The following is a 20,791-nucleotide window of genomic DNA, read 5'->3' as shown; positions in this document are numbered from 1 at the left end:
AACATTACCCCCAAGAATACTGAGCTCAAATTAAGACGATAGGCTTATAATGCTGACAAAAAAAACCCTCCTTATCAGCTAATGATAAGGAGGGTTTCTTGTTTAAGACGCTATCTAATGTCTCACAATGCGTTGCATTATAGGAAGATAATCTTGAACAACAATATAGCAGTCAAAATCCAGACAGCGATACTGATATCTGCAAACTTGCCTGCAATTGCTTTTACAGCTGTAAAGGTAATAAAACCAAGTGCGATACCGTCAGCGATAGAGTATGTAAGCGGTGTGAATAGCAATACCACGACTACTGGTGCTGCTTCTGTTAAGTCGCTCCAGTTGATGTCCTTTAGGGTACCCATCATAAGTACGGCTACATAAAAGATAGCGCCGGCCGTTGCATAAGCTGGAATCATACCCGCTAGTGGCGAGAAGAAAATACTGAATAGGAATAACACACCTACCGTAACAGCCATTAAGCCTGTACGGCCACCTGAGGCGATACCAGAGATACTTTCAATATAACTGGTCGTCGATGAAGTACCCAGTAAAGAACCCGCTACTGTCGCTGTTGAATCAGCGAGTAGTGCCTTGCCCATGTTCGGGATATTGCCATCTTTGTCCGTTAGTTTTGCTTGGCTAGTGGTAGCAATCAAAGTACCCGCAGTATCAAACAAATCGACAAATAAGAAAGCAAAGATAACACTGATCATGCCCACATCAAATGCACCAGCAATGTCTAACTGCATAAGCGTCGGTGCAATAGAAGGCGGTGAAGAGATGATACCTGTGAACTGCGTATAGCCCATTAATAAGCTAATCAGTGCAACCAATAAAATACCAATAGTTACCGCACCTGGGACTCTCTTGTAAGATAGGCCAATGATAACGACAAAACCTAATGAAGCCATGACAGGACCAAATGATGTCATGTCACCAAGGCCAACTAAGGTTGCATCATGATTGACGATGATGCCTGCGCTTTGCAACGCAATAAACGCCAAGAACGCACCAATACCAGCGACTACGCCGTTCTTGAGGGATGTTGGAATGGCATTAATGATTGCTTCACGAATCTTAAATAGACTCAATAATACGAAGATACAACCAGACAAGAACACCGCACCTAACGCTGTCTGCCATGCGTAGCCCATACCAAGCACCACACCATAGGTAAAGAAGGCATTAAGCCCCATACCTGGTGCAAGCGCAACTGGTAGTCGGGCGTAGATACCCATAATGAAACAACCTACTGCTGCTGCTATACAGGTCGCTACAAATACGGCCCCTTTATCCATACCCGCATCGGCTAAGACGTTAGGGTTGACAAAGATAATATAAGCCATCGTCAAGAACGTGGTTATACCAGCGATGATTTCTGTTTTGATCGTGGTATTTTCACCATTAATCCCAAAATAGCGTTCAATTGCATTCATAAGTGTCGCCCCCGACTGGCTAATAAAAAGTCATCATTACCTAAAATTGAACATGACCTCAGCGAAAAAATAACGATGCCACAATAAGAATAATGTAGTAACAAAGCGTAACATATTAGACCAGTTATCTTACAAACTCAATCGTTGATAATGTCTATCTCGTACAAAATAGGATTTTGAGAGACTTCAAGACTATTGGTCAGAAAAGCCATATGAAAAGCCACATACAGCCATGTTGCCCTACGCTATTCGAAAAACTACTTTCTATTCGTCATTAAGGTGATATTCGGTTTGAGTCATGAGTTTTAGGTAGTAAGTATTTGCTCGGTCATTATTCATGTTATCCAACTAACTATTGAATGAATCAATAGCAGCCCAACTAAATAGTCGTTTAACACATTAATAATGACCTTTCTCTCATTTAGAAGTAAACTAGGGGGTTATTATACCGATACCTAAATCGCGATACTTACTGTTGCAGCATTTTTCTAAGCACAGTTACAAATTTTTAGTAAAGAAACGTGCTGCGTATTAAATAATAAAAAGTAAATAGTGTTTGTTTAGAGGTTGTCTGGTTCGGATATCACTATTCCAGCCAGCTGTTATCAATTATTCGTGAGTCCATTACATGCCTGAATCATTAAATATTGTCGATCTTATTACCCAAGCCAGTCTATTGGTGCAGATTGTGATGGCACTATTGTTATTAGCCTCTTTGCTCAGCTGGGTTATTATCTTTCGCATGAGTGCGCGACTTGGTACAGCCAAAAACTTTGATCAACAATTTGAGACTTGGTTTTGGTCAGGCGAAGATTTGGCCAAGCTATATCAAGGCATTCAGGGCTCTCCTGACCGTCAAGGACTTGAGCAAATTTTTTATGTGGGCTTTTCAGAATACCTGAGAATGCATAAAAAGCGTCAACCTAAAGACGATATTATCGATGGTGTTGAACGCAAGCTACGCGTCGGCCTAGGTCGTCAGCAGCAATTGCTAGAGTCAGGACTGACGACGCTAGCCAGCATTGGCTCCGTTGCTCCGTACATCGGATTGTTCGGTACAGTGTGGGGCATTATGAATGCCTTTTTGGGACTGTCTCAAACTGAGCAAGCTACCCTCGCCTCGGTAGCACCCGGTATTGCCGAAGCACTGATTGCTACAGCAATGGGTTTGTTTGCCGCTATCCCTGCAGTATTGGCATACAATCACTTCACAGCAAAATCGAGCCGACTATATGACTCGCGTGCCTTATTTTGTGATGAGATGACAGGTATGTTGCAGCGTGAGACCAGCGTACAAGCGCCTATTAGCAAAGAAACCCAAGTTAATGCAGGTCAGGTGACAGGGCTATGAAACCAAACCCCTACGGCCGTGAAAAAAAAGCCCTTAATGCAGAAATGAACGTCGTACCTTACATTGACGTCATGCTGGTGCTACTGGTGATATTTATGGTGACAGCGCCGATGCTAATTACAGGTGTGGATGTTGATCTGCCAAAAGAACAAACCAATACCATGAGTCAGAGCCAACTACCTGTGATTGTTTCTTTGACTGATAAGGGTGATATTTTTATCAGTTATGAAAGCAATGTCGATGTGCCTGTAAGTGAGCCTGAGCTGATTAATACTTTATCTAACCTACAGTCTCAGAGCGATAATAGTAATGCTGAACCAGTACAGGTGATGATCAATGCTGATCAAAACAATCAGTACGGTGCCATCATGACGCTTATGGCAACCTTGCAACAAGCAGGTATCGAAAAAGTTGGGTTACTGACCGGTGCGCCTCTACCCACGCCTTCTTTATAGTGATAAGCGCCCTTTAGCAAACGTTTCATATCACAATAGCCAATCCTAGTAATCATTCTGACAAATCACGTTCATGAGTATCCCTACCATGCATAATGCTCCTGCCGTCTATGTACCTACTGAACCAGAAAGCAACGGGCTAACACTGCCGACGTTGCTAAGCTTACTGGCGCATGGCCTTGTTATCGGCATACTGGTTTATAACTATCAAACCACTGAAGTTGAGACTGCTGGTAGTATTGAGACAGTCATGGTATCTCCCGAGCAACTTGCTGAAATGCAAGGACAAATACTGGCCAACCGTGCAGCAGCCAGCGCAATGCAGATGGATAGTAGCACTAGCGACTCGTCCAGTAGTGCTCAGCCAGAAGTGTCTGGTAGTAGCGTCAGTGCGCAAAATCCAAGTCAGACAACCTCTCAGCGCGTGCCTGTATTTACACGATCTGAAGAGCCATCTGGTCAACCCATACTGATGAGCGAAGACCATCAACAACGTCTGCTTGAGCAAAATCAAGAATATGAGCGCAAAATGGCTGAGTGGGCGGCACAACTAGACGAGTCAGCCATGGAAGAGCTTGACCAAGTCGATCAAAGCAAACGCGATCAGCTTATAGAAGAACAAAAAAGACTGGGAGAGTTTCGTCAAAAGCAAAACAATCCACCAAAGATAAAACGTCCCACTGCTAGCGATCGCAATATTGAGATTGATACTGCTGGCTCTGGCAATGCAGGGAAAACCTTTAGCCTGTCAGATGGGCAGTCTACTATATCTGGTGATACGTCAACCTCTAGTACGTCCAAGGGCAGTAGCCGCTCTGCATCCAGTGGCAGTCGCGGTGCCAGCAACAGCGAAATCATCAATTTAATCAAGCGCAACTATACGCCGCCTACTGCTGCACGAGGCTCTACTCAACGTGCCACCCTGACCATCACTGTCAATGCAAATGGCGATGTGATCAATGTGACTGCCTCTGGACCTGATAGCACGGTCAACGAAGCGGCCAGACAAGCGGTACTCAATACTGGCAGTCTCCCGATTGATGCTGATGACCCCAAATACCCGACTTTTACCATACAGTTTAAAGGCAGCAATTAATCAGTTGCTAGGTTCTTATAATATTGGTAACGTGATGTTAAGCGGCTTGTCTCGCATAGGTTGCTGCCTCATCTAGATGCTTGTCTCATTAAATAAAAAATGAATATCATACTAATTTTAGGAGCTCCATTTACTCATGCGTACCCAAAAAAAATTACTAGTATCGTTACTCGCCAGTACCTCAGCATTGCTGGTATCGCAAAGTGTGCTCGCTGCACCTGTTGTACTAGAATTGGACTATGAGATTCCTGTTCAGCAAAACCAAGTCGCGTTTGTGCCGTTTGCGGGTGACTCTGTCTTATCACCGATTATATTAAATGACTTGAGTAAAACCGAGCTAAAAGTAACCAATCAAGATCTGCCGCAGCAGCCGCACAGTAGCAAAGAGCTGACAGGTACATTACCCGTTTGGCAAAGCATGGGCATACCGTATCTGGTTGTCGGCAGCACGCGTACCAATCGTGGCAAAATAATCACCGATTATGAAGTCATCGATGTTAAATCTGGTCGCGTGATAGAAGGCAAGCAAAGCCTAACCGCTGACAACAATAGAGAAAGTATGCGTTATGCCGGTCATGTCATCGCAGACAAAGTATACGAGCTGATTACTGGTATTCCAGGAGACTTCTCAGGGCGCATTGCTTATATTGAAGAAACAGGAACTGGCAAGCAAAAGATCTCGCGTCTCAAAGTGATGGATGCTGATGGCGAAAATGCTAGAACCATTACTGAAGTGACAGGCTCTATCTTCTCACCAGCATGGTCACCTGATGGCAACCGTATCGCCTACTCAGTACAACGTGAAAAATCATATCCCGTCATCTACGTGCAAAACGTCAGTGGCGGCGGCGCAACTGCCCTGACACCTTTTTCAGGTAGCAATCTAAGCCCTTCGTTCTCTCCTGATGGCAGCAAGATATTATTCTCTAGCAGCTTTGAAGGTAGCGCTGATATCTATGAGATGAGCGCCAGCGGCGGTACACCTAGAAGGCTCACTAATTTACCGAGCAGTGAAGTGCAGCCAAGCTATGCACCAGACGGCAAATCTTTCGTTTTCGTCAGTGATAAAACTGGCTTTAACAAGCCACAAGTCTATCGCTACGAGTTTGCCACAGGACAAACAACTAAAGTGTCAAACGGTGGTTATGCAACCAGCCCGCAGTTTAGCAGTGACGGTACACAAATTGCCTTTTTGAGTGGGCGCTCAGCGGCTATTATGAATAGCAATGGTGCTATCACTACCAATCTTGGCAATACGGGTATTGATGAAGCACCAAGCTTCTCACCAAACGGTAAACGCGTGGTCTACGCATCGACCCAAGGCGGAAAAGGCGTGCTGACCATCAAATCTCTCAACGGTGGCGAAGCGTTTGGTAAGTCAGGACAAGGCGTTATCCGCTCACCCGTATGGTCATCAAGCCCAAAATAATTGGTCGTACACCAAAGTAGCAATTTTGGTGATAGTGGAATAAAGATCAACTGTTAAGCAAACTTGTAAAAGCCCCAACCATAACGAATATGGTTGGGGCTTTTTTTGATTAAAAAACAGCAATAGAGATGGCGATAGATCTTAGTACTTATTTACTTTCAATGGTCAGCACCCCTCGTCTTTGATCTACCTTCCAATGTTACCTAACCCTCCCTCTTTCGTAACAAACCTGTAAACGCACTAGTACCAAAAAAAACATTGCAATGACTTGTATTTTACCTATACCCTAAATAGACCTGACTAATTGGTCAGGTTGTTAAAATATTAGCCAACATATATTAGTTATTTTTATTACTTATCTTACAGACGGATGCGTACCCCTATTGTTTACATCGATAAAAAACAAGTCAAAGATTGGGTTAAAACTTTGATCTCGTGATTTACCACATTGTCTGATATCTACAGTCAAGCGGGTACTAAGCAGTTATTTTAGGAGGAAACCACCATGAGTGAAAACGTTCCAGCGAATACCGATTTACTGTATAGACTGCATGACCGTCCTACCCCCATCAAAGCATTTTTAGGTGCTATACAGCACGTACTTGCAGCGTTTGTAGGTATCATCACACCCTCTCTTATCATAGGTGGCACATTAGGTTTAGGAGAGCATATCCCCTACCTTCTCAGTATGTCATTGATAGTATCTGGCGTTGCAACCTTTATTCAGACTCGTAAAGTAGGTCCTGTTGGCTCTGGCCTCATGGCGTTACAAGGTACCAGTTTTGGATTTTTGGCAGCAGTACTGACGGCAGGGTTTGTGGTAAAAAACCGCGGTGGTGGTCCAGAAGAGATTTTATCAGTTATTTTTGGCGTCTCATTTCTCGGTGCATTTGTTGAGATATTTTTGAGTCAATTTATCACCAAACTCAAATCTTTTATGAGCCCTATTGTTACAGGCTGCGTGATTGTCACGATTGGTTTGTCATTAACCAAGGTAGGTCTGACCGACTTAGCGGGCGGGTTTGGTGCTGAAGATTTTGGTAGTATTCCGAACTTGCTTTTGGGCGGTGGTGTGCTGGCAAGTGTCGTACTGATTAGCATCATCAACAATAAAGTCATTCGCTCAAGCGCCATCTTTATTGGTTTGATGCTCGGCCTTATCGCTGCCGTATTTATGGGACGTATCGACTTTTCATTGGTTTCTGAAGCGGCTTTTTTTACGGTGCCAATCCCCTTTAAGTATGGCTTTGGCTTTGATTGGCAGGCTTTTATTCCTATTGCCTTTATGTACATCATTACCAGTATTGAGACTTCAGGCGATCTGACGGCTACCTCGATGATATCAGGTGAACCGATCAAAGGCCCTCTCTATGAGAAACGCATCAAAGGCGGTGTACTAGGAGATGGTGTTAACTCTCTGATTGCGGCGGTATTCAATACCTTCCCTGTGACGACCTTTAGCCAAAACAACGGTGTAATCCAGATGACGGGTATTGCCAGTCGCTACGTGGGTTTCTATGTGGGCGGCATTCTATGCCTGATGGGGCTATTCCCTGTCCTTGGTGCTGTTTTTACGCAATTACCCAAGCCTGTCGTTGGCGGCGTCACGCTACTGATGTTTGCGACGGTAGCGACTGCTGGTATTCGTATCTTATCTACCGTGCAATTTACGCATCGTAATGTCTTAATCATTGCCACCTCACTGGGTCTAGCAACGGGTATCGCCTTTGTCCCTGACGTACTGTCACAAACGCCGCAGTTCTTTCAGAATATCTTTGGCTCAGCAGTAACGATGGCAGGGATTGTGGCTATCACGCTTGATATGATTTTACCCAAAAACTATGGCATCGAGTTTGATACCAAAGCACGGCATGCTGAAGACGGTTTAGAACCAACGCAAGAAGTCGCTTAAGGCTAAACACAAGCTAGGGCTGAACATATCGAAGTGTTTCGCCGTAAACGAGGTGTGATAGACAGACAAATAGCATAGTAACCGTCTATGCACCTCGCTTATTAAGCACTTGACTTATTAAATAGGCACCCTGTCAAACAGCCACCTTGTCATCATTCGAGGCCACAGCCTTTTAGAATAAAAGGCACCAGAAAATCTGCCGCACGCGCTTCATCTTCTGCGTCATAAGCGGTCTTATCCATTAATCCAACGATCTCAATCTCGAATTCAGCATAACGTTGGGTAGTCGCCCAAATCAATATCAGTAGTTGTAGGGGATCAGTAATCCCAATTTTGCCTTGCTTGTGCCACTCTTTCATTACCTGTGCTTTATCGTGTACCCACTCCTTCATCGTAGTGGACATGAATTCATGCAAATGCGGTGCACCGCCAATGACTTCAATCGCAAACAGCTTATGACGACTTGGATTGACAAAGGCTTGATGTAGCTTGGTACGGACGAATTTTTCGATGACCGTTTTTGGGTCGCTATCTACTGTCATGGTTACCAAACCTTCGTTCCATTCTTGAATGATCGAACGCAGCACTGCCATGTAGAGGTTTTTTTTATTTTTAAAGTAATAGTGAACATTGGCTTTAGGTAAGCCTGCCCTATCAGCAATGCCCTGCATCGTAGCGCCGCGATAGCTTTGGAGCACAAACTCTTCTTCAGCTGCCGCTAAGATAAGCGCTTGATTCTGTGCGCGAATGGCTTGTTGGCTACGGTGCAAAGGCGTATCAGTCACTGAGGTTTCTTCCTTTTGATTGTTTTGAGTCATAGCAGTGGTATCTCACTCTAAGAGACAGGTTCGACAAAATAGTCGCTATATTTCGCTGTATATTCTTATATAAATACATAGATTTGATCAGCATAACCTGTTAAATAAAAATATTTCGCATAAAACAGTTGACCAATTAGTCAGGTTTTAGCAAAATGGGAACTGTAAATCAATTACGCCGTCATTAATTGCCTCTTGCCAGACGTTTTGGACGGCTAAAATATCAGTGTTTCCTTAGCAAATCTGTTTCATATTGTCAGTTCACTATAACTTGAAATTACGCAAAGCGTATATAAGCACCAAAGGGCTGACTACGAACACATAGATTATCAGCTTTTGTTTTCAAGCCAATTAATAGCTGCTAGCTTAATCAAATCATCTATGAAGCTGAAGCAACCGCTACTTATCAAAATTACTGCTTATACCTATAAGTTTATGCAAATAATCATAAGGTATAAACCTCTATCAAACATTTATCGCCCGATACAGATAACGGGTTGTCATATTAGAAAAGGATGTCATCGTGAGCTTAACCTTAGCGCAATTTAACGACCTATCACAAGAAGTCGCCATCGCCCAATTATTGACTTGTTGCACCAGTAAAAGCTGGGCCTATAAACTTGCAGACGCCCGCCCTTTTGCAGACGTTGACGCACTGCTAACAAGTAGCGACGCTATCTGGAATAAAGTACGAAATGATGAGGCTAACTTATTAGAAGCATTTGATGGGCATCCGCAAATCGGCAACGTGGCATCTCTAAAAGAAAAATACCGCAACACACAAAGTAGCGCTGCACACGAACAATCAGGCGCTAACGATGCAGCAGATGAGGTGCTCGAAGCACTTGCCAAAGGCAATCGAGACTATCTCGATAAATTTGGTTTTATTTTTATTGTCTTTGCAACGGGTAAAAGCGCGCAGCAAATGCTAGATCTGCTATTAGCGCGCCTGCCTAATAATAGTGCTACTGAACTAGCTAACGCAGCCGCTGAACAGAATAAAATTACGCGTCTACGTTTAACTAAATTGCTAGGTAATGCTGAGACAAGCAAATAGTAGTCGCAGAGTTAGACTAGCATTTTCACCCGATTTATATTTTTCACAAATTTAAAGGAAGCATTATGTCTGCCACCCTATCATCACATATCTTAGACACTCATCTTGGCACACCTGCGGCTGATGTCGCCGTTACCTTACACCGCGTACAAGACAATGGTGTCGCCACATTATTGGCACATGGCACAACCAATAGTGATGGCCGTGTCATACCAGACGCTTGGCAGTTTGATACAGCCATCGATAGTACTGACCGTCAGCTAAATATTGGCCGCTATACCGTAACGTTCGATACTCAGTCTTATTTTGATGCTCAGCAGCTGACAGCATTTTATCCGCAAGTGGTTATCGACTTTGTGGTAAACGATGCCAATCATTATCACGTACCGCTCCTGCTTAGTGCGCACGGTTATAGCACTTATCGCGGATCATAGCTTTGGCGTTGTTTAGCTCTCTGCTTTGTTTTTAGTTTTCAAGAAATACTATCAAAAGAAATTACCAAGACATTTTATTAAGACACTGTCATATTAAAGGACATTTATTACATGGGCGCCTATCTTCTCGAATGGTTGAGTTTATTTTTCCGATGGTTTCATGTTATCGCTGGGGTAGCATGGATTGGTGCATCGTTTTATTTTGTGTGGCTAGATCTAAGCCTACGCAAACCGCCACAGTGGAAAACAGACAAAGGCATTTCGGGTGATCTTTGGGCCGTCCATGGCGGCGGGTTTTATGAGATTGCCAAATACAAACTCGAACCAGAAGAGATGCCAAAAACGCTACATTGGTTTAAATGGGAAGCTTATACCACTTGGCTGACGGGTGCGGCGATGATGTCTATCGTCTATTATGCCAATGCAACTGCCTACCTGATCGACCCAAGCAAAGTGCCGTTTACTAGTATCGGTGCCATTGCCACCAGCTTGCTTTTCTTATTTGGTAGTTACTTCATTTACGAAGTTATCGTACGCAGTCATTTGGGTAAAAATGCGTTTATCTTTAGTACGCTGATTTTTATCTTACTGGTCATCGCGAGCTGGGGTTCTTATCAGCTGTTTAGTGATCGCGCCTCATTTATACATATCGGTGCCATCTTGGGCACGGTGATGGTAGGTAACGTATTCTTCGGTATTATGCCGGCTCAGCGCGCACTCGTTGACTGTGTACGGCGCGGTGAAAAACCGGGTAAAGAAGTGGCTGAATTGGCTTTACAAGCCAAAAATCGCTCACTAATGAATAACTATTTTACCCTACCGCTCATCTTTACCATGATCAGCAACCATTACCCAATGATGTATGCTCATGAGAAAGGTTGGTTGGTATTGGTCTTCGTCGGTATCATTACCGCGACTGCCCGTCATTACTTTAACCAAAAGCATTTGGGTCATAAGAAACCACGCTATTTGGTTATTCCAGCTGTATTAACTGTATTATTAATTATCTGGATGCGACCTGAGCCTATTGAGCCAGCACCTGCAATGCCTGCTACTGCCTCAGTAGCACCTACGACAACTAATGGCACTTCGCCAGCTACAAGCACGACTACTGACTCAAGCACTGATACCGTTACTAACGCTAATAACAGTTCTAATAGTAGTGCTACTAATAGTGTTAGCACTGATGCAGCTACTGCTGAAGCCGTACCCGTGAGCGCATCAGCAGATGACGCTATGATGGATGTCGTGCATACGCGCTGTAGCACCTGTCATGCTGTGCAGCCAACACAGCAAGGCTTTGCCGCGCCGCCAGCAGGAATTATTTTGCAGACACCAGAAGACCTAAAAATTCATAAAGCGAAAATCGTCACTGCGGTACAAACGGGCTATATGCCGCTTGGTAATATTACTCAGTTGACGGATGCCGAGCGCCAACAGCTCGTAGCATATGCATCATCACTTTAATTTTTGATAAAAATAACTGTCCTTTACGAGCAATATTTTAATAAATATTCAAGGCTCTAAGCGATATAGGAATATAGATAATGAGCAAAAAAATTACCAGTGACTTTGATATCAGTACGTATCCCCGCGACCTAAAAGGCTACGCTGGCAATCCACCAAAAGCGAACTGGCCAGGTGGCGCAAAAATCGCCGTACAATTTGTATTAAACATCGAAGAAGGTGCAGAAAATAGCGTCATCCATGGCGATGGTCAATCAGAGCGTTTCTTGTCTGATATCTTAGGCACACCAGAATTTAACAACCGTCACCAGTCTATTGAATCTGCATTCGAATACGGTAGCCGTGTCGGCGTGTGGCGTGTATTAGATGTATTCAAAGAATATGGTATTCCTATCACCACCTTTACCTGTGCCGCCGCTGCTGAAAAGACCCCACATATTATTGAGCGTGTATTAGAAGACGGTCATGAAATTGCCAGTCATGGCTTACGCTGGATTACCTATCAAGACATGTACCGTGAGACGGAACGCGAACACATTCGCTGTGCCACCCAAATATTTAAACGTATGCTAGGCGGCCAACCTCTCGGTTGGTATACAGGACGTGATAGCCCAAATACTCGTGAACTGGTTGCTGAACAAGGTAGCTATATCTATGACTCTGACTCGTACGGTGATGAGCTACCATATTGGCTCAATGTAAAGGTCCAAGATGGCAATATGATCACGCGCAAACCACATTTGGTCATACCTTATAGCCTAGAGACCAATGACATGCGCTTTTCTTCTAGCCCAGGATTCACCCATGCTGAACCATTTTACCAATATCTAAAAGACAGCTTTGACACCTTATACGAAGAAGGCGCACACACTCCTAAAATGCTGACTATTGGCTTGCATTGTCGCATTATTGGGCGTGCAGGACGCATTAGAGCGTTAAAGCAGTTTTTGCAATATATCACCAATAAGCCCGACGTATGGATATGCCGCCGTGATGAAATCGCCAAGCACTGGTACGAAAATCATCCTGCTACGCCGGATAGCACTGCTAACTGGATGTAAGCTAGGCTATCGTCCTAGTACTCGTTCTACTTAGCTGAGCGCGTACGAATTGGCATAGATTAATAGATAAAATAAGCCATACGTTATTAATAAACATCATTATTAAAAAAGGAATCATTGTGAGTCAAAATACTTCAGAAGTTGGACAAATTATCTCCGCAAATAATCTACCTGATACCCTGCCAGCATTTGCCAAAAAATCAAACGTGGCCGACAGTCGTTTAGGGGCAAAAGCGCTATTTGCAACGGATGATTTTTTTGCGGATAAAAGCCGTATTCTAAATCCTGATGCGCCTATCTTTATCGTAGGCAAATTCGATGACAACGGTAAATGGATGGACGGCTGGGAAACACGTCGCAAGCGCCATTTGGGTTACGATTATTTAGTTATCCAGCTTGCTCGCCCAACCAAAATTTCTGGTCTAGATATTGATACCAGTCACTTCACGGGTAACTTCCCCTCTTCAGCTAGCGTCGATGCCTTGTACGCACCAGAGCTACTGCAGCAAGATGAAGCTGAACTTACCAGTCTAAGCAAAGAAGATTGGGACAATAAAAACTGGCAGGCGCTAGTAGGTATGACCCCGCTTCAAGGTCACAATCATGAGCTTGTCGAGATTGATCATGAGCAAACGGTCACCCATATTCGTTTAAACATTTATCCAGATGGCGGCGTTGCCCGACTACGTGTCTATGGTGATATTCAACTTGATGCCAGCCTAAATACACAAGATGAGACACTTGACTTGGCGGGTGCATTAAATGGTGGTCGTGCCATTGCCAGTAACGATGCGCACTTTGGTGCGGCTAGTAATTTACTACTACCAACTAAAGCGCCTAACATGGGTGATGGTTGGGAGACTCGTCGTCGCCGTGAGCCAGGCAATGACTGGTGCATTATCGCGCTAGGTCAAGCAGGTATCGTTGACGCTATCGAGATAGATACTGCCCATTTTAAAGGCAATTACCCTGATAAAGTCTCGATCCAAGCCGTCTACTCACCAAATACACCAGAGCAAACTTTAGTGACTCAGAGTATGTTTTGGGAAACCTTACTTGAACCACAAAAAACCAACGCTGACGACGTTCATACTTTTAGTAAAGACAAGCTTCAGATAGACCAGCCTATCACTCATATTCGGGTTAATATTTTTCCAGATGGTGGTATCAGCCGTGTACGCGTGTATGGAAAAATTGCTGAGGCTAATACTGACACTGGTACTGATATTGATAGCAAAGAGGCAAAATAATGAGTGTCACTCTAACGGCCAAGCCTTTGACTAAGGCAAACTTTGCCCCCTATGGCTCGGTCATCCAGCGCTATAGTATTGATGAGCAAACCGCTGACAATACTTATGAGATCAACAATGGCTATGCGGTTCGTCATCATGCACTTGCCGAAAGTAAACTAGACGGTGGCTCAGTTGGCATGAGTATCTTTCGCGCCAAAAAGCGTGAGAATCCGATTGCCCTTTCGGTCATGGAATACCATCCGCTTGGGACACAGGCGTTTGTATCTATGGAAGGCCAAGACTATATCATCGTAGTTGCCAAAGCTGGTGTGCCGCCGCAATCGCCTGATGACCTAGTAGTGTTTTATGCGAAATCTCACCAAGGTGTACAGTACGATGCTAATGTCTGGCATCACCCTCTACTCGCGCTTGGCCGTGACAGTGATTTCTTAGTTATAGATCGTATCAATGGCGAGGGTAATAACTGCCATGAGATTGATATCACAGATTGGCATGTGTCTATTGAGTTAAAAGGCGAATGCAGTTAACTGAATAAAAAATAGTCGCATCCGACATGTACAAACTTAAAGCCAGCTAATGTCTATTAGCTGGCTTTTTTATGTTTATTGAGTTATTAAATCATATACCTATCAATTGATTAAAGCCCGTCAGACGACCCAATTTGGGGCACATGGATATCCATTTTGGTGCTTTCATGACGCATCTGATCCTTCGAAAAACATTGTTTGCCACATATATTTAAATGTACGGAAATTGGCTCTCTCATTTGAGAACAGTTAAGGACTATTTTGCTTATTTCTACCCTTATTAATGGCTAATAAGACTAAAAATTAGACGACTCTGTAGATGACAGCTCTCTAGGTCATTTGTGGCACAGTTATTGAATGCTCTTTAGTAGTAAGCATTTAAGCGCTATCAACCAACCGTTGTCTAACGAGCATTGGATTAATAGTTTGTTTACTAGCAAATAGTAACGATGCAGTTTTGGGGCAATCAACAATCAATTATACATAAAGGGGTCATATTTTGCGTTTTGATTTATTAACAAGCTTATCCTGTCATACCAATTCATCTAGCCAAAAGCTAGCTTTACTCAAACCATTATCAATAGCAGCTGTTGCTATCGCTGCTTTAGGTAGTATGTCTAGCATCCATGCTAAGACCTTCTTTACTGATACGAGTGTCTCCGTACTTTACGGTGATGACTACGAACTCGTAGAAGACGGAGAGCTAACGACCGTTACATTAGAGCATGCCTCTGCGCATGACTGGGGCGGCGTGTTCTTCTTTGTCGATCGAAACCAAGGTGCCGATGACATTGAAAACAATAGATTTAGAGAAACTTATGGCGAGCTGTCTCCTACATTCAAAATAGCAACTTTTAATGACAGTTTTATCAAGCAGGTTAATTTAGCCGCTACGTATGAATTTGGTTCGAACAGCACTGGCTTTGACCAAGATAATTATTTGGTTGGTATTGGTGCAGATCTTAATGTGCCTATTCCAGGTACGAAGTTTGCGTCGGCTACTTTATATCATGCTTTCAATGATAATACTGACGATGATCAGCAAATTACCTTGACCTATGGTTGGGAACGCAATAATTTCGTCGTAGATGGTTTTATTGATTATTCATTCAATAATGATGACATTGAAGATAATATTCATATCAATCCGCAAATTAAATACAACTTACAAGAAGTGCTCGGTATTGATAACCGTTTAGAAGTCGGCATGGAGTATAGTTATTGGAAAAATAAATACGGTGTTGATGGCGTGAATCAAAACTCTCCTAGTGCATTGGTAAAATTCCATTTTTAATACTCAATAGAAACTCTCTTGGCAGTAATAAACCCTTGTTCCTACAATATAGGAACAAGGGTTTGTTGTTTATATCTGAAAGAAATCTCACTTGTTCCTGATTTAGGTACAGCGTTTATTTACACCTATAAAGTTGATTTACGATAGCGACTTACGCCTGCGATGACTGTCTGATCAATTACTCTATCATCGCCTAGCATCATTAGTACAAACAACTGCTCTTCCAGTGTTTTAGTCTGCGCCATACGTCGCTCAAGCAATTCCGTTGCACCCATATCGATGACCACAAAATCCGCTTCTTTATTTGGCATAAAGTTACCGATTTTATCGTCCAATAATAGCGACTGGGCATTACCCAAAGTAATTTGGTACAGCCCTTGATGAGCGGATAGTTGATTGCTTTGTAGTTGTTGGATTTTATACGCTTCTGACAGAGTCGTCAGCATCGACAGACTTGTCCCTGCTCCAACGTCAGTGGCGATACTGACACCGGTATAACTTAACGTCTTGGGTAAATTAAATAGTCCACTACCCAGAAACAGATTGGACGTCGGACAGTGTGATATCTGCGTACCAGTCGCACGCAGACGCTCATACTCAGATATTTCAAGGTGAATACCATGTGCCAAGGTGGTGCGGCGACCCAGTAATCCCATCGTATCGTAGACATCGAGATAGCCTTTATGATTGGGATACAGATGTTTCACAAACGCAATCTCATCATGATTTTCTGCAAGATGCGTCTGCAGATAAACACTCTCGTAACTGGCATACAGCTCACCTGCCATTTGTAGTTGCTTGGGTGTCGAAGTAATAGCAAATCTTGGCGTAATAGCCACATGTTGGCGGCCGCGCTCATGCCAATTATCAATGATGTTTTGGGTATCTCGAATGCCCTGCTCAGCAAGCACACACAAATTATCAGGCGCATTTTGATCCATCAGCACATTACCTGTGATCATACGAGTATTGAGCTTGTGGCTTTCCGTAAAAAATGCGTTCACTGATTCAGGATGACTGGTAGAAAACACCATGGCGCTCGTTGTACCATTAGCAAGCAATTGGTTTAAGAAGAACTGCGCCGTATCATGTGCTACTTTTGGATCGCCAAAATTGGCCTCGGTGACGAAAGTATAATTGTTAAGCCAGTCAAGTAATTGCTCACCGTAAGCAGCAACCATATCTATTTGCGGATAATGCACATGGGTATCGATAAAGCCTGGCATGATAAGCTTATCACTATAGTCATGCACCTTGACTACTAACTGTTCTACTTGCTCAGAGGTATTAGCATATTTCGCTAATATTGTCTCGTTATGCCCATACTCTACAATGCACCCTGTCACATCATCTACGACAAGCGCACCATCAACAATATATTCAGGATAAACCTGTACACCTTCAATCACTGGTAGCAACGTTATGTCTTGTTCAACAGTCAATGTCTGTGAATGATCAGAGGTTGCACGCTCAGTACGATCGCTTTCGGTCAAGTAGTGCAGCAGTCGAGCTTGATAGATATGTATGGTCATTCGTAAATCTCACAATGGCTTGATAGTACTGAACAGTTTGATAAATAGTACTGAGCGTTTTAATGTTTTGATAAAAAGTATAAAAGTTATATGGAGTGAACCGTTCAAGAAATGGCCTGATGATACTGCTGCAACAGTTGTGCCACGATAGAAACTGCCACCGCCATCGGCTCTTTGCCGCCAATTTGCAATCCAATTGGCATGACTAACTGATTCACCAGTTGCTCACTGTAGCCACGCTGCATCAAGCGATCTTTAAAACGCTTGGCTTTGGTTGCCGAGGCAATGCAACCTACGTAAGGTGTCGAGATATCTGAACATTGATACTCAGACGAGCTAGTATCAGAAATAGTATCTAATGCTGCCCGTACTAACTCGAAATCAACACTATGATCATGAGTCATAACCAGAATAAAACGCTGACCACCCTGCTCGATAAATGGGCGTAAAAAATCTACAGGCTCATCATCGATATGCGGACGGATATGCGCTGGTAAGTTATAAAGTTTGGATTGATTAGTAGTAGATTCATCAACTAAGTAACGCTTAAACATCTCTGGGCGACTGTCCACCCAATCTACCTGACAAGGCAGCTCAGCGAGGATGGTCATTAGCGCTGATGCCACATGCCCTGCTCCAAACACTAGTACTGACATCGGTGGCGTTACATTGAAGCATTCGAACATAACGGTGACGCTACCGCCGCAACACTGTGCCAACTTTGCACCTAGCGGGTAGTGCTTAGTATAGACAGTATCACGGCGTACCCCTTTAGAAGGGGTTAGCGCGCTTGTATCATTAGCTTCATAAACTTTTGGTTTGACTTCTTTTGATACCGTTGCCGCTATTTCACCATTCAATAGCTGCCGTGCCGTATTGACAACGTCGTGCTCTAGGCCGCCGCCGCCTAACGTATCCATGATACTATCTTGCGTGACGATCATCTTTGCCTGTAGTGCTCGAGGAGCAGATCCATTTACGGCTACGACCGTCGCCAACACGTGAGCGATGCCTTGCTGCTGATATCGCGCTAGACCTTCATACCAAACGACTGGCGGTGCTAACGACTCATTCACTGTGCGCAGGACCTCTTGCCCCTGCTACATTTGGATGCTCTATCGCGTTAGGCTGGTCATCGGTTTGTTTGCCTTCAACTTCTTTTGGATCGATGTCTTTAGCATGACGTACGTCTTGCGGCATTGCTTTTTCGTTGTAAAGGTCACTGTTCTCTTCTGCGCCTTTTACTAAACTATCAACCGTATCTGTATCTGCTTTAGTTGTTAAATCCCACGACGTGCCTTGCATGTGCATGACTGCTTTTAAAACCGCTTCTGGCGTCGCAGGCATGGTCAGCTCTGGATTCTTTTCATAATCACCAAGGCTAGCCACTGCATTATTAAGGGCACACCAAACACTAGCTGCCAACATAAACGGCGGCTCGCCAACGGCTTTAGAGTTATAAATCGTTTGTTCTTCGTTTTTGCGATCGTACAATTTGACATTCCACTGCTTAGGCAAGTCATGCGCGGTTGGAATTTTATAATTAGCAGGACTATCAGATGCGAGCTTACCTTTGTCATTCCAAATTAGCTCTTCTGCTGTGAGCCAACCCATGCCTTGCACAAAGCCACCTTCAATCTGGCCAATATCAATGGCAGGGTTGATCGATTGTCCCGCATCATGCAGCACATCACAGCGCAGGACTTTGTACTCACCTGTCAATGTATCAATTTCCACCTCAGCACAGGCAGCACCCAAGGCAAAGTAGAAGAACGGACGTCCCCATGCTTTAGAGCGATCATAAAATATCTTCGGCGTTTTGTAGTAGCCAGTAGACGATAGACTGATACGGTTCTGGTACGATAGTTGAATCATCTCAGCAAAAGTCAATGTTTCTTTATCGCCAATATAGACATGGTTCTTTTCAAAACGTATGTCTTCTTGCGCTACGTCGAAATGCTCAGCAGCAAATTCAAGTATACGCGCTTTGATATTCAAGCAAGCGTTTTGAGCCGCCTTACCATTGATATCGGTACCTGATGACGCGGCGGTTGGTGAAGTGTTAGGCACTTTATCCGTACGTGTCGCTGATACTTTAACTGTATCCAGATCAACGTCAAATTCATTGGCAACAATTTGGGCGATTTTAATATATAAACCCTGCCCCATCTCCGTACCACCATGATTAAGGTGGATACTGCCATCGGTATAAATATGTACCAATGCGCCTGCCTGATTGAGCGTTTGTACCGTAAATGAAATACCGAATTTTACTGGCGTTAAAGCAAGTCCTAAGCGTTTGTCACTGCCTTCAGCGGCAGCTTTTTGATTGGCTTCTAGGATTTGCTGACGGCGATTGTCATAATCGCAATCGTCTGCCAACTTGGTCATGATAGTCGCTAAATCAAAATGCTCAATCGTCTGACCGTAATGCGTACTTTGACCATCTTGATACAAGTTTGCCAAACGCACTTGCAATGGATCTTGCCTCAGCGTATAGGCAATATGATCCATCATATATTCAGCAGTCATCAGACCTTGCGGACCACCAAATCCTCGATAGGCAGTATTAGATACCGTATGTGTCTTACAGCGATGACCTGCCACATGAGCAGCTGGATAATAGTAGGCATTATCACAATGGAACATCGCTCTATCGACAATAGCATCAGACAAATCTGGCGCATAGCCACACAAGCCAGCCAGTTGCATATCGACACCTAATATACGGCCAGACTCGTCTAAACCAACCTCATAACGGTTGGCAAACTCATGACGCTTACCCGTCACCACCATGTCATCTTGGCGATCTAGACGCATACTGACAGGGACATTATGGCGTTTGGCGATGATACCGCATAGACACGCCCAAGCAGCGGCTTGCGTTTCTTTACCACCGAAACCGCCACCCATACGGCGTACGACTGTGTTTACCGCATGAAATGGCAAGTCCGTCACTTCGGCGACCAACTGCTGTACTTCGCTTGGATGCTGTGACGACGTATACACTTCTAGCCCGCCATCGTCACAAGGTACGACATAAGACACTTGTCCTTCGAGATAAAAGTGCTCTTGCCCGCGCATATGAATATGACCTTCAATGCGAATTGGTGCGTTCTCAAGCGCAGTCGCCGCGTCACCACGCTTCATAAAATGACTCGGACGTACAAACAACTCTTGCTCTAACGCTTTATCAATACTAAGTACTGCTGGCAATGGCTCATACTCTACCACTGCCTTGGTAGCCGCTTTTTTGGCAGCACGATGACTGGTAGCCACTACTACAAATAGCGTCTGACCAACATACTCTGTGATGTCATCTACCATCAATGGCTCACCATCAAACACGGCACCGATATCCGTCTGCGCCGGCAAATCTTTAAAACTTAAGACATCTACCACCCCATCCGCATCTCTGACAGCGCTCACATCCATACTCAATACACGTGCGTGAGCATGACTACTTTTACCTACTGCTAGGTGTAGTGTGCCTTGCGGTTTTGCAATATCATCCACATAAGTTGCCGTCCCCATGACATGGCTGATCGCACTGTCATGCTTAGCCGAGGTGCCAATTTTGTTTTTTGGCGGACGCACGCGGCGGATACTATAACTATCAAATAAGGACGAATGATGGCTCATGGCGGATCTCTTCTATTAGGACGCTTTGAT

At 44.0% G+C, this 20,791-nt stretch carries 17 protein-coding genes; 12 read left to right on the top strand and 5 right to left on the bottom strand.

Annotation, left to right across the window (positions count from 1 at the left end):
- Nucleotides 1-137 precede the first annotated feature (137 nt).
- On the bottom strand, nucleotides 138-1,433 hold the full coding sequence (locus V6252_RS02060; protein ID WP_101204806.1) for an NCS2 family permease: 1,296 nt from the start codon (nucleotides 1,431-1,433) through the stop codon (nucleotides 138-140).
- Nucleotides 1,434-2,061: 628 nt separating this feature from the next.
- Between V6252_RS02060 and tolQ the strand changes: the two genes are divergently transcribed.
- The 5 genes from tolQ (at nucleotide 2,062) to V6252_RS02035 (ending at nucleotide 7,676) form a co-directional block, all read left to right on the top strand.
- Nucleotides 2,062-2,784 carry a protein TolQ gene (gene tolQ, locus V6252_RS02055; protein WP_057759620.1) on the top strand — a complete coding sequence of 241 codons (723 nt, stop codon included), beginning with the start codon at nucleotides 2,062-2,064 and terminating at the stop codon, nucleotides 2,782-2,784.
- Nucleotides 2,781-3,239 (top strand): protein TolR, encoded by a 459-nt coding sequence (gene tolR / locus V6252_RS02050; RefSeq protein WP_101204804.1) that lies wholly within the window; start codon nucleotides 2,781-2,783, stop codon nucleotides 3,237-3,239. The genes tolQ and tolR overlap by 4 nt, the downstream gene beginning before the upstream one ends.
- Before the next feature lie 73 nt (nucleotides 3,240-3,312).
- Nucleotides 3,313-4,335 carry a cell envelope integrity protein TolA gene (locus tag V6252_RS02045; RefSeq protein WP_341609064.1) on the top strand — a complete coding sequence of 341 codons (1,023 nt, stop codon included), beginning with the start codon at nucleotides 3,313-3,315 and terminating at the stop codon, nucleotides 4,333-4,335.
- A 136-nt stretch (nucleotides 4,336-4,471) separates the two neighbouring features.
- Complete coding sequence (locus V6252_RS02040; protein WP_341609063.1) at nucleotides 4,472-5,764, top strand: translocation protein TolB; 1,293 nt, start codon at nucleotides 4,472-4,474, stop codon at nucleotides 5,762-5,764.
- A gap of 505 nt (nucleotides 5,765-6,269) precedes the next feature.
- Nucleotides 6,270-7,676, top strand: a complete 1,407-nt coding sequence (locus tag V6252_RS02035) for a nucleobase:cation symporter-2 family protein (RefSeq protein ID WP_341609062.1) — start codon at nucleotides 6,270-6,272, stop codon at nucleotides 7,674-7,676.
- Nucleotides 7,677-7,828: 152 nt separating this feature from the next.
- Here the strand turns inward: V6252_RS02035 and V6252_RS02030 are convergent, their stop codons facing one another.
- Complete coding sequence (locus V6252_RS02030) at nucleotides 7,829-8,494, bottom strand: TetR/AcrR family transcriptional regulator (protein WP_341609061.1); 666 nt, start codon at nucleotides 8,492-8,494, stop codon at nucleotides 7,829-7,831.
- A 523-nt stretch (nucleotides 8,495-9,017) separates the two neighbouring features.
- Between V6252_RS02030 and uraD the strand changes: the two genes are divergently transcribed.
- The 7 genes from uraD (at nucleotide 9,018) to V6252_RS01995 (ending at nucleotide 15,587) form a co-directional block, all read left to right on the top strand.
- On the top strand, nucleotides 9,018-9,551 hold the full coding sequence (uraD, locus tag V6252_RS02025; protein WP_341609060.1) for a 2-oxo-4-hydroxy-4-carboxy-5-ureidoimidazoline decarboxylase: 534 nt from the start codon (nucleotides 9,018-9,020) through the stop codon (nucleotides 9,549-9,551).
- Nucleotides 9,552-9,616: 65 nt separating this feature from the next.
- Nucleotides 9,617-9,985 carry a hydroxyisourate hydrolase gene (gene uraH, locus V6252_RS02020; RefSeq protein WP_341609059.1) on the top strand — a complete coding sequence of 123 codons (369 nt, stop codon included), beginning with the start codon at nucleotides 9,617-9,619 and terminating at the stop codon, nucleotides 9,983-9,985.
- Nucleotides 9,986-10,096: 111 nt separating this feature from the next.
- Complete coding sequence (locus tag V6252_RS02015) at nucleotides 10,097-11,452, top strand: urate hydroxylase PuuD (protein ID WP_341609058.1); 1,356 nt, start codon at nucleotides 10,097-10,099, stop codon at nucleotides 11,450-11,452.
- Nucleotides 11,453-11,532: 80 nt separating this feature from the next.
- Nucleotides 11,533-12,513: an allantoinase PuuE gene (gene puuE / locus V6252_RS02010; RefSeq protein ID WP_341609057.1), complete on the top strand. Its 981-nt coding sequence runs from the start codon at nucleotides 11,533-11,535 to the stop codon at nucleotides 12,511-12,513.
- A 149-nt stretch (nucleotides 12,514-12,662) separates the two neighbouring features.
- Nucleotides 12,663-13,763 carry an allantoicase gene (alc, locus tag V6252_RS02005; protein WP_425355840.1) on the top strand — a complete coding sequence of 367 codons (1,101 nt, stop codon included), beginning with the start codon at nucleotides 12,663-12,665 and terminating at the stop codon, nucleotides 13,761-13,763.
- Entirely contained in the window at nucleotides 13,763-14,293 is a 531-nt protein-coding gene (locus tag V6252_RS02000) for an ureidoglycolate lyase (protein WP_341609056.1), read from the top strand. Before alc ends, V6252_RS02000 begins: the two co-directional genes overlap by 1 nt.
- A 499-nt stretch (nucleotides 14,294-14,792) precedes the next feature.
- On the top strand, nucleotides 14,793-15,587 hold the full coding sequence (locus V6252_RS01995) for a DUF5020 family protein (protein ID WP_341609055.1): 795 nt from the start codon (nucleotides 14,793-14,795) through the stop codon (nucleotides 15,585-15,587).
- Nucleotides 15,588-15,712: 125 nt separating this feature from the next.
- Here the strand turns inward: V6252_RS01995 and guaD are convergent, their stop codons facing one another.
- The 3 genes from guaD to xdhB all read right to left on the bottom strand — a co-directional run bounded on the left by guaD (nucleotide 15,713) and on the right by xdhB (nucleotide 20,761).
- Entirely contained in the window at nucleotides 15,713-17,119 is a 1,407-nt protein-coding gene (guaD, locus tag V6252_RS01990; RefSeq protein WP_341609054.1) for a guanine deaminase, read from the bottom strand.
- A 104-nt stretch (nucleotides 17,120-17,223) separates the two neighbouring features.
- Complete coding sequence (locus V6252_RS01985) at nucleotides 17,224-18,195, bottom strand: XdhC family protein (RefSeq protein WP_341609053.1); 972 nt, start codon at nucleotides 18,193-18,195, stop codon at nucleotides 17,224-17,226.
- A complete protein-coding gene (gene xdhB, locus V6252_RS01980; protein WP_341609052.1) occupies nucleotides 18,188-20,761 on the bottom strand; it encodes a xanthine dehydrogenase molybdopterin binding subunit in 2,574 nt (857 codons plus the stop codon). Before xdhB ends, V6252_RS01985 begins: the two co-directional genes overlap by 8 nt.
- Between the last annotated feature and the right edge of the window lie 30 nt (nucleotides 20,762-20,791).

It is taken from the genome of Psychrobacter proteolyticus, assembly GCF_038155145.1.
Classification (GTDB): domain Bacteria; phylum Pseudomonadota; class Gammaproteobacteria; order Pseudomonadales; family Moraxellaceae; genus Psychrobacter; species Psychrobacter proteolyticus_B.
The sequence above is the reverse complement of the archived record's forward strand: the minus strand, read 5'-3'. Positions and strand labels throughout refer to the sequence as shown.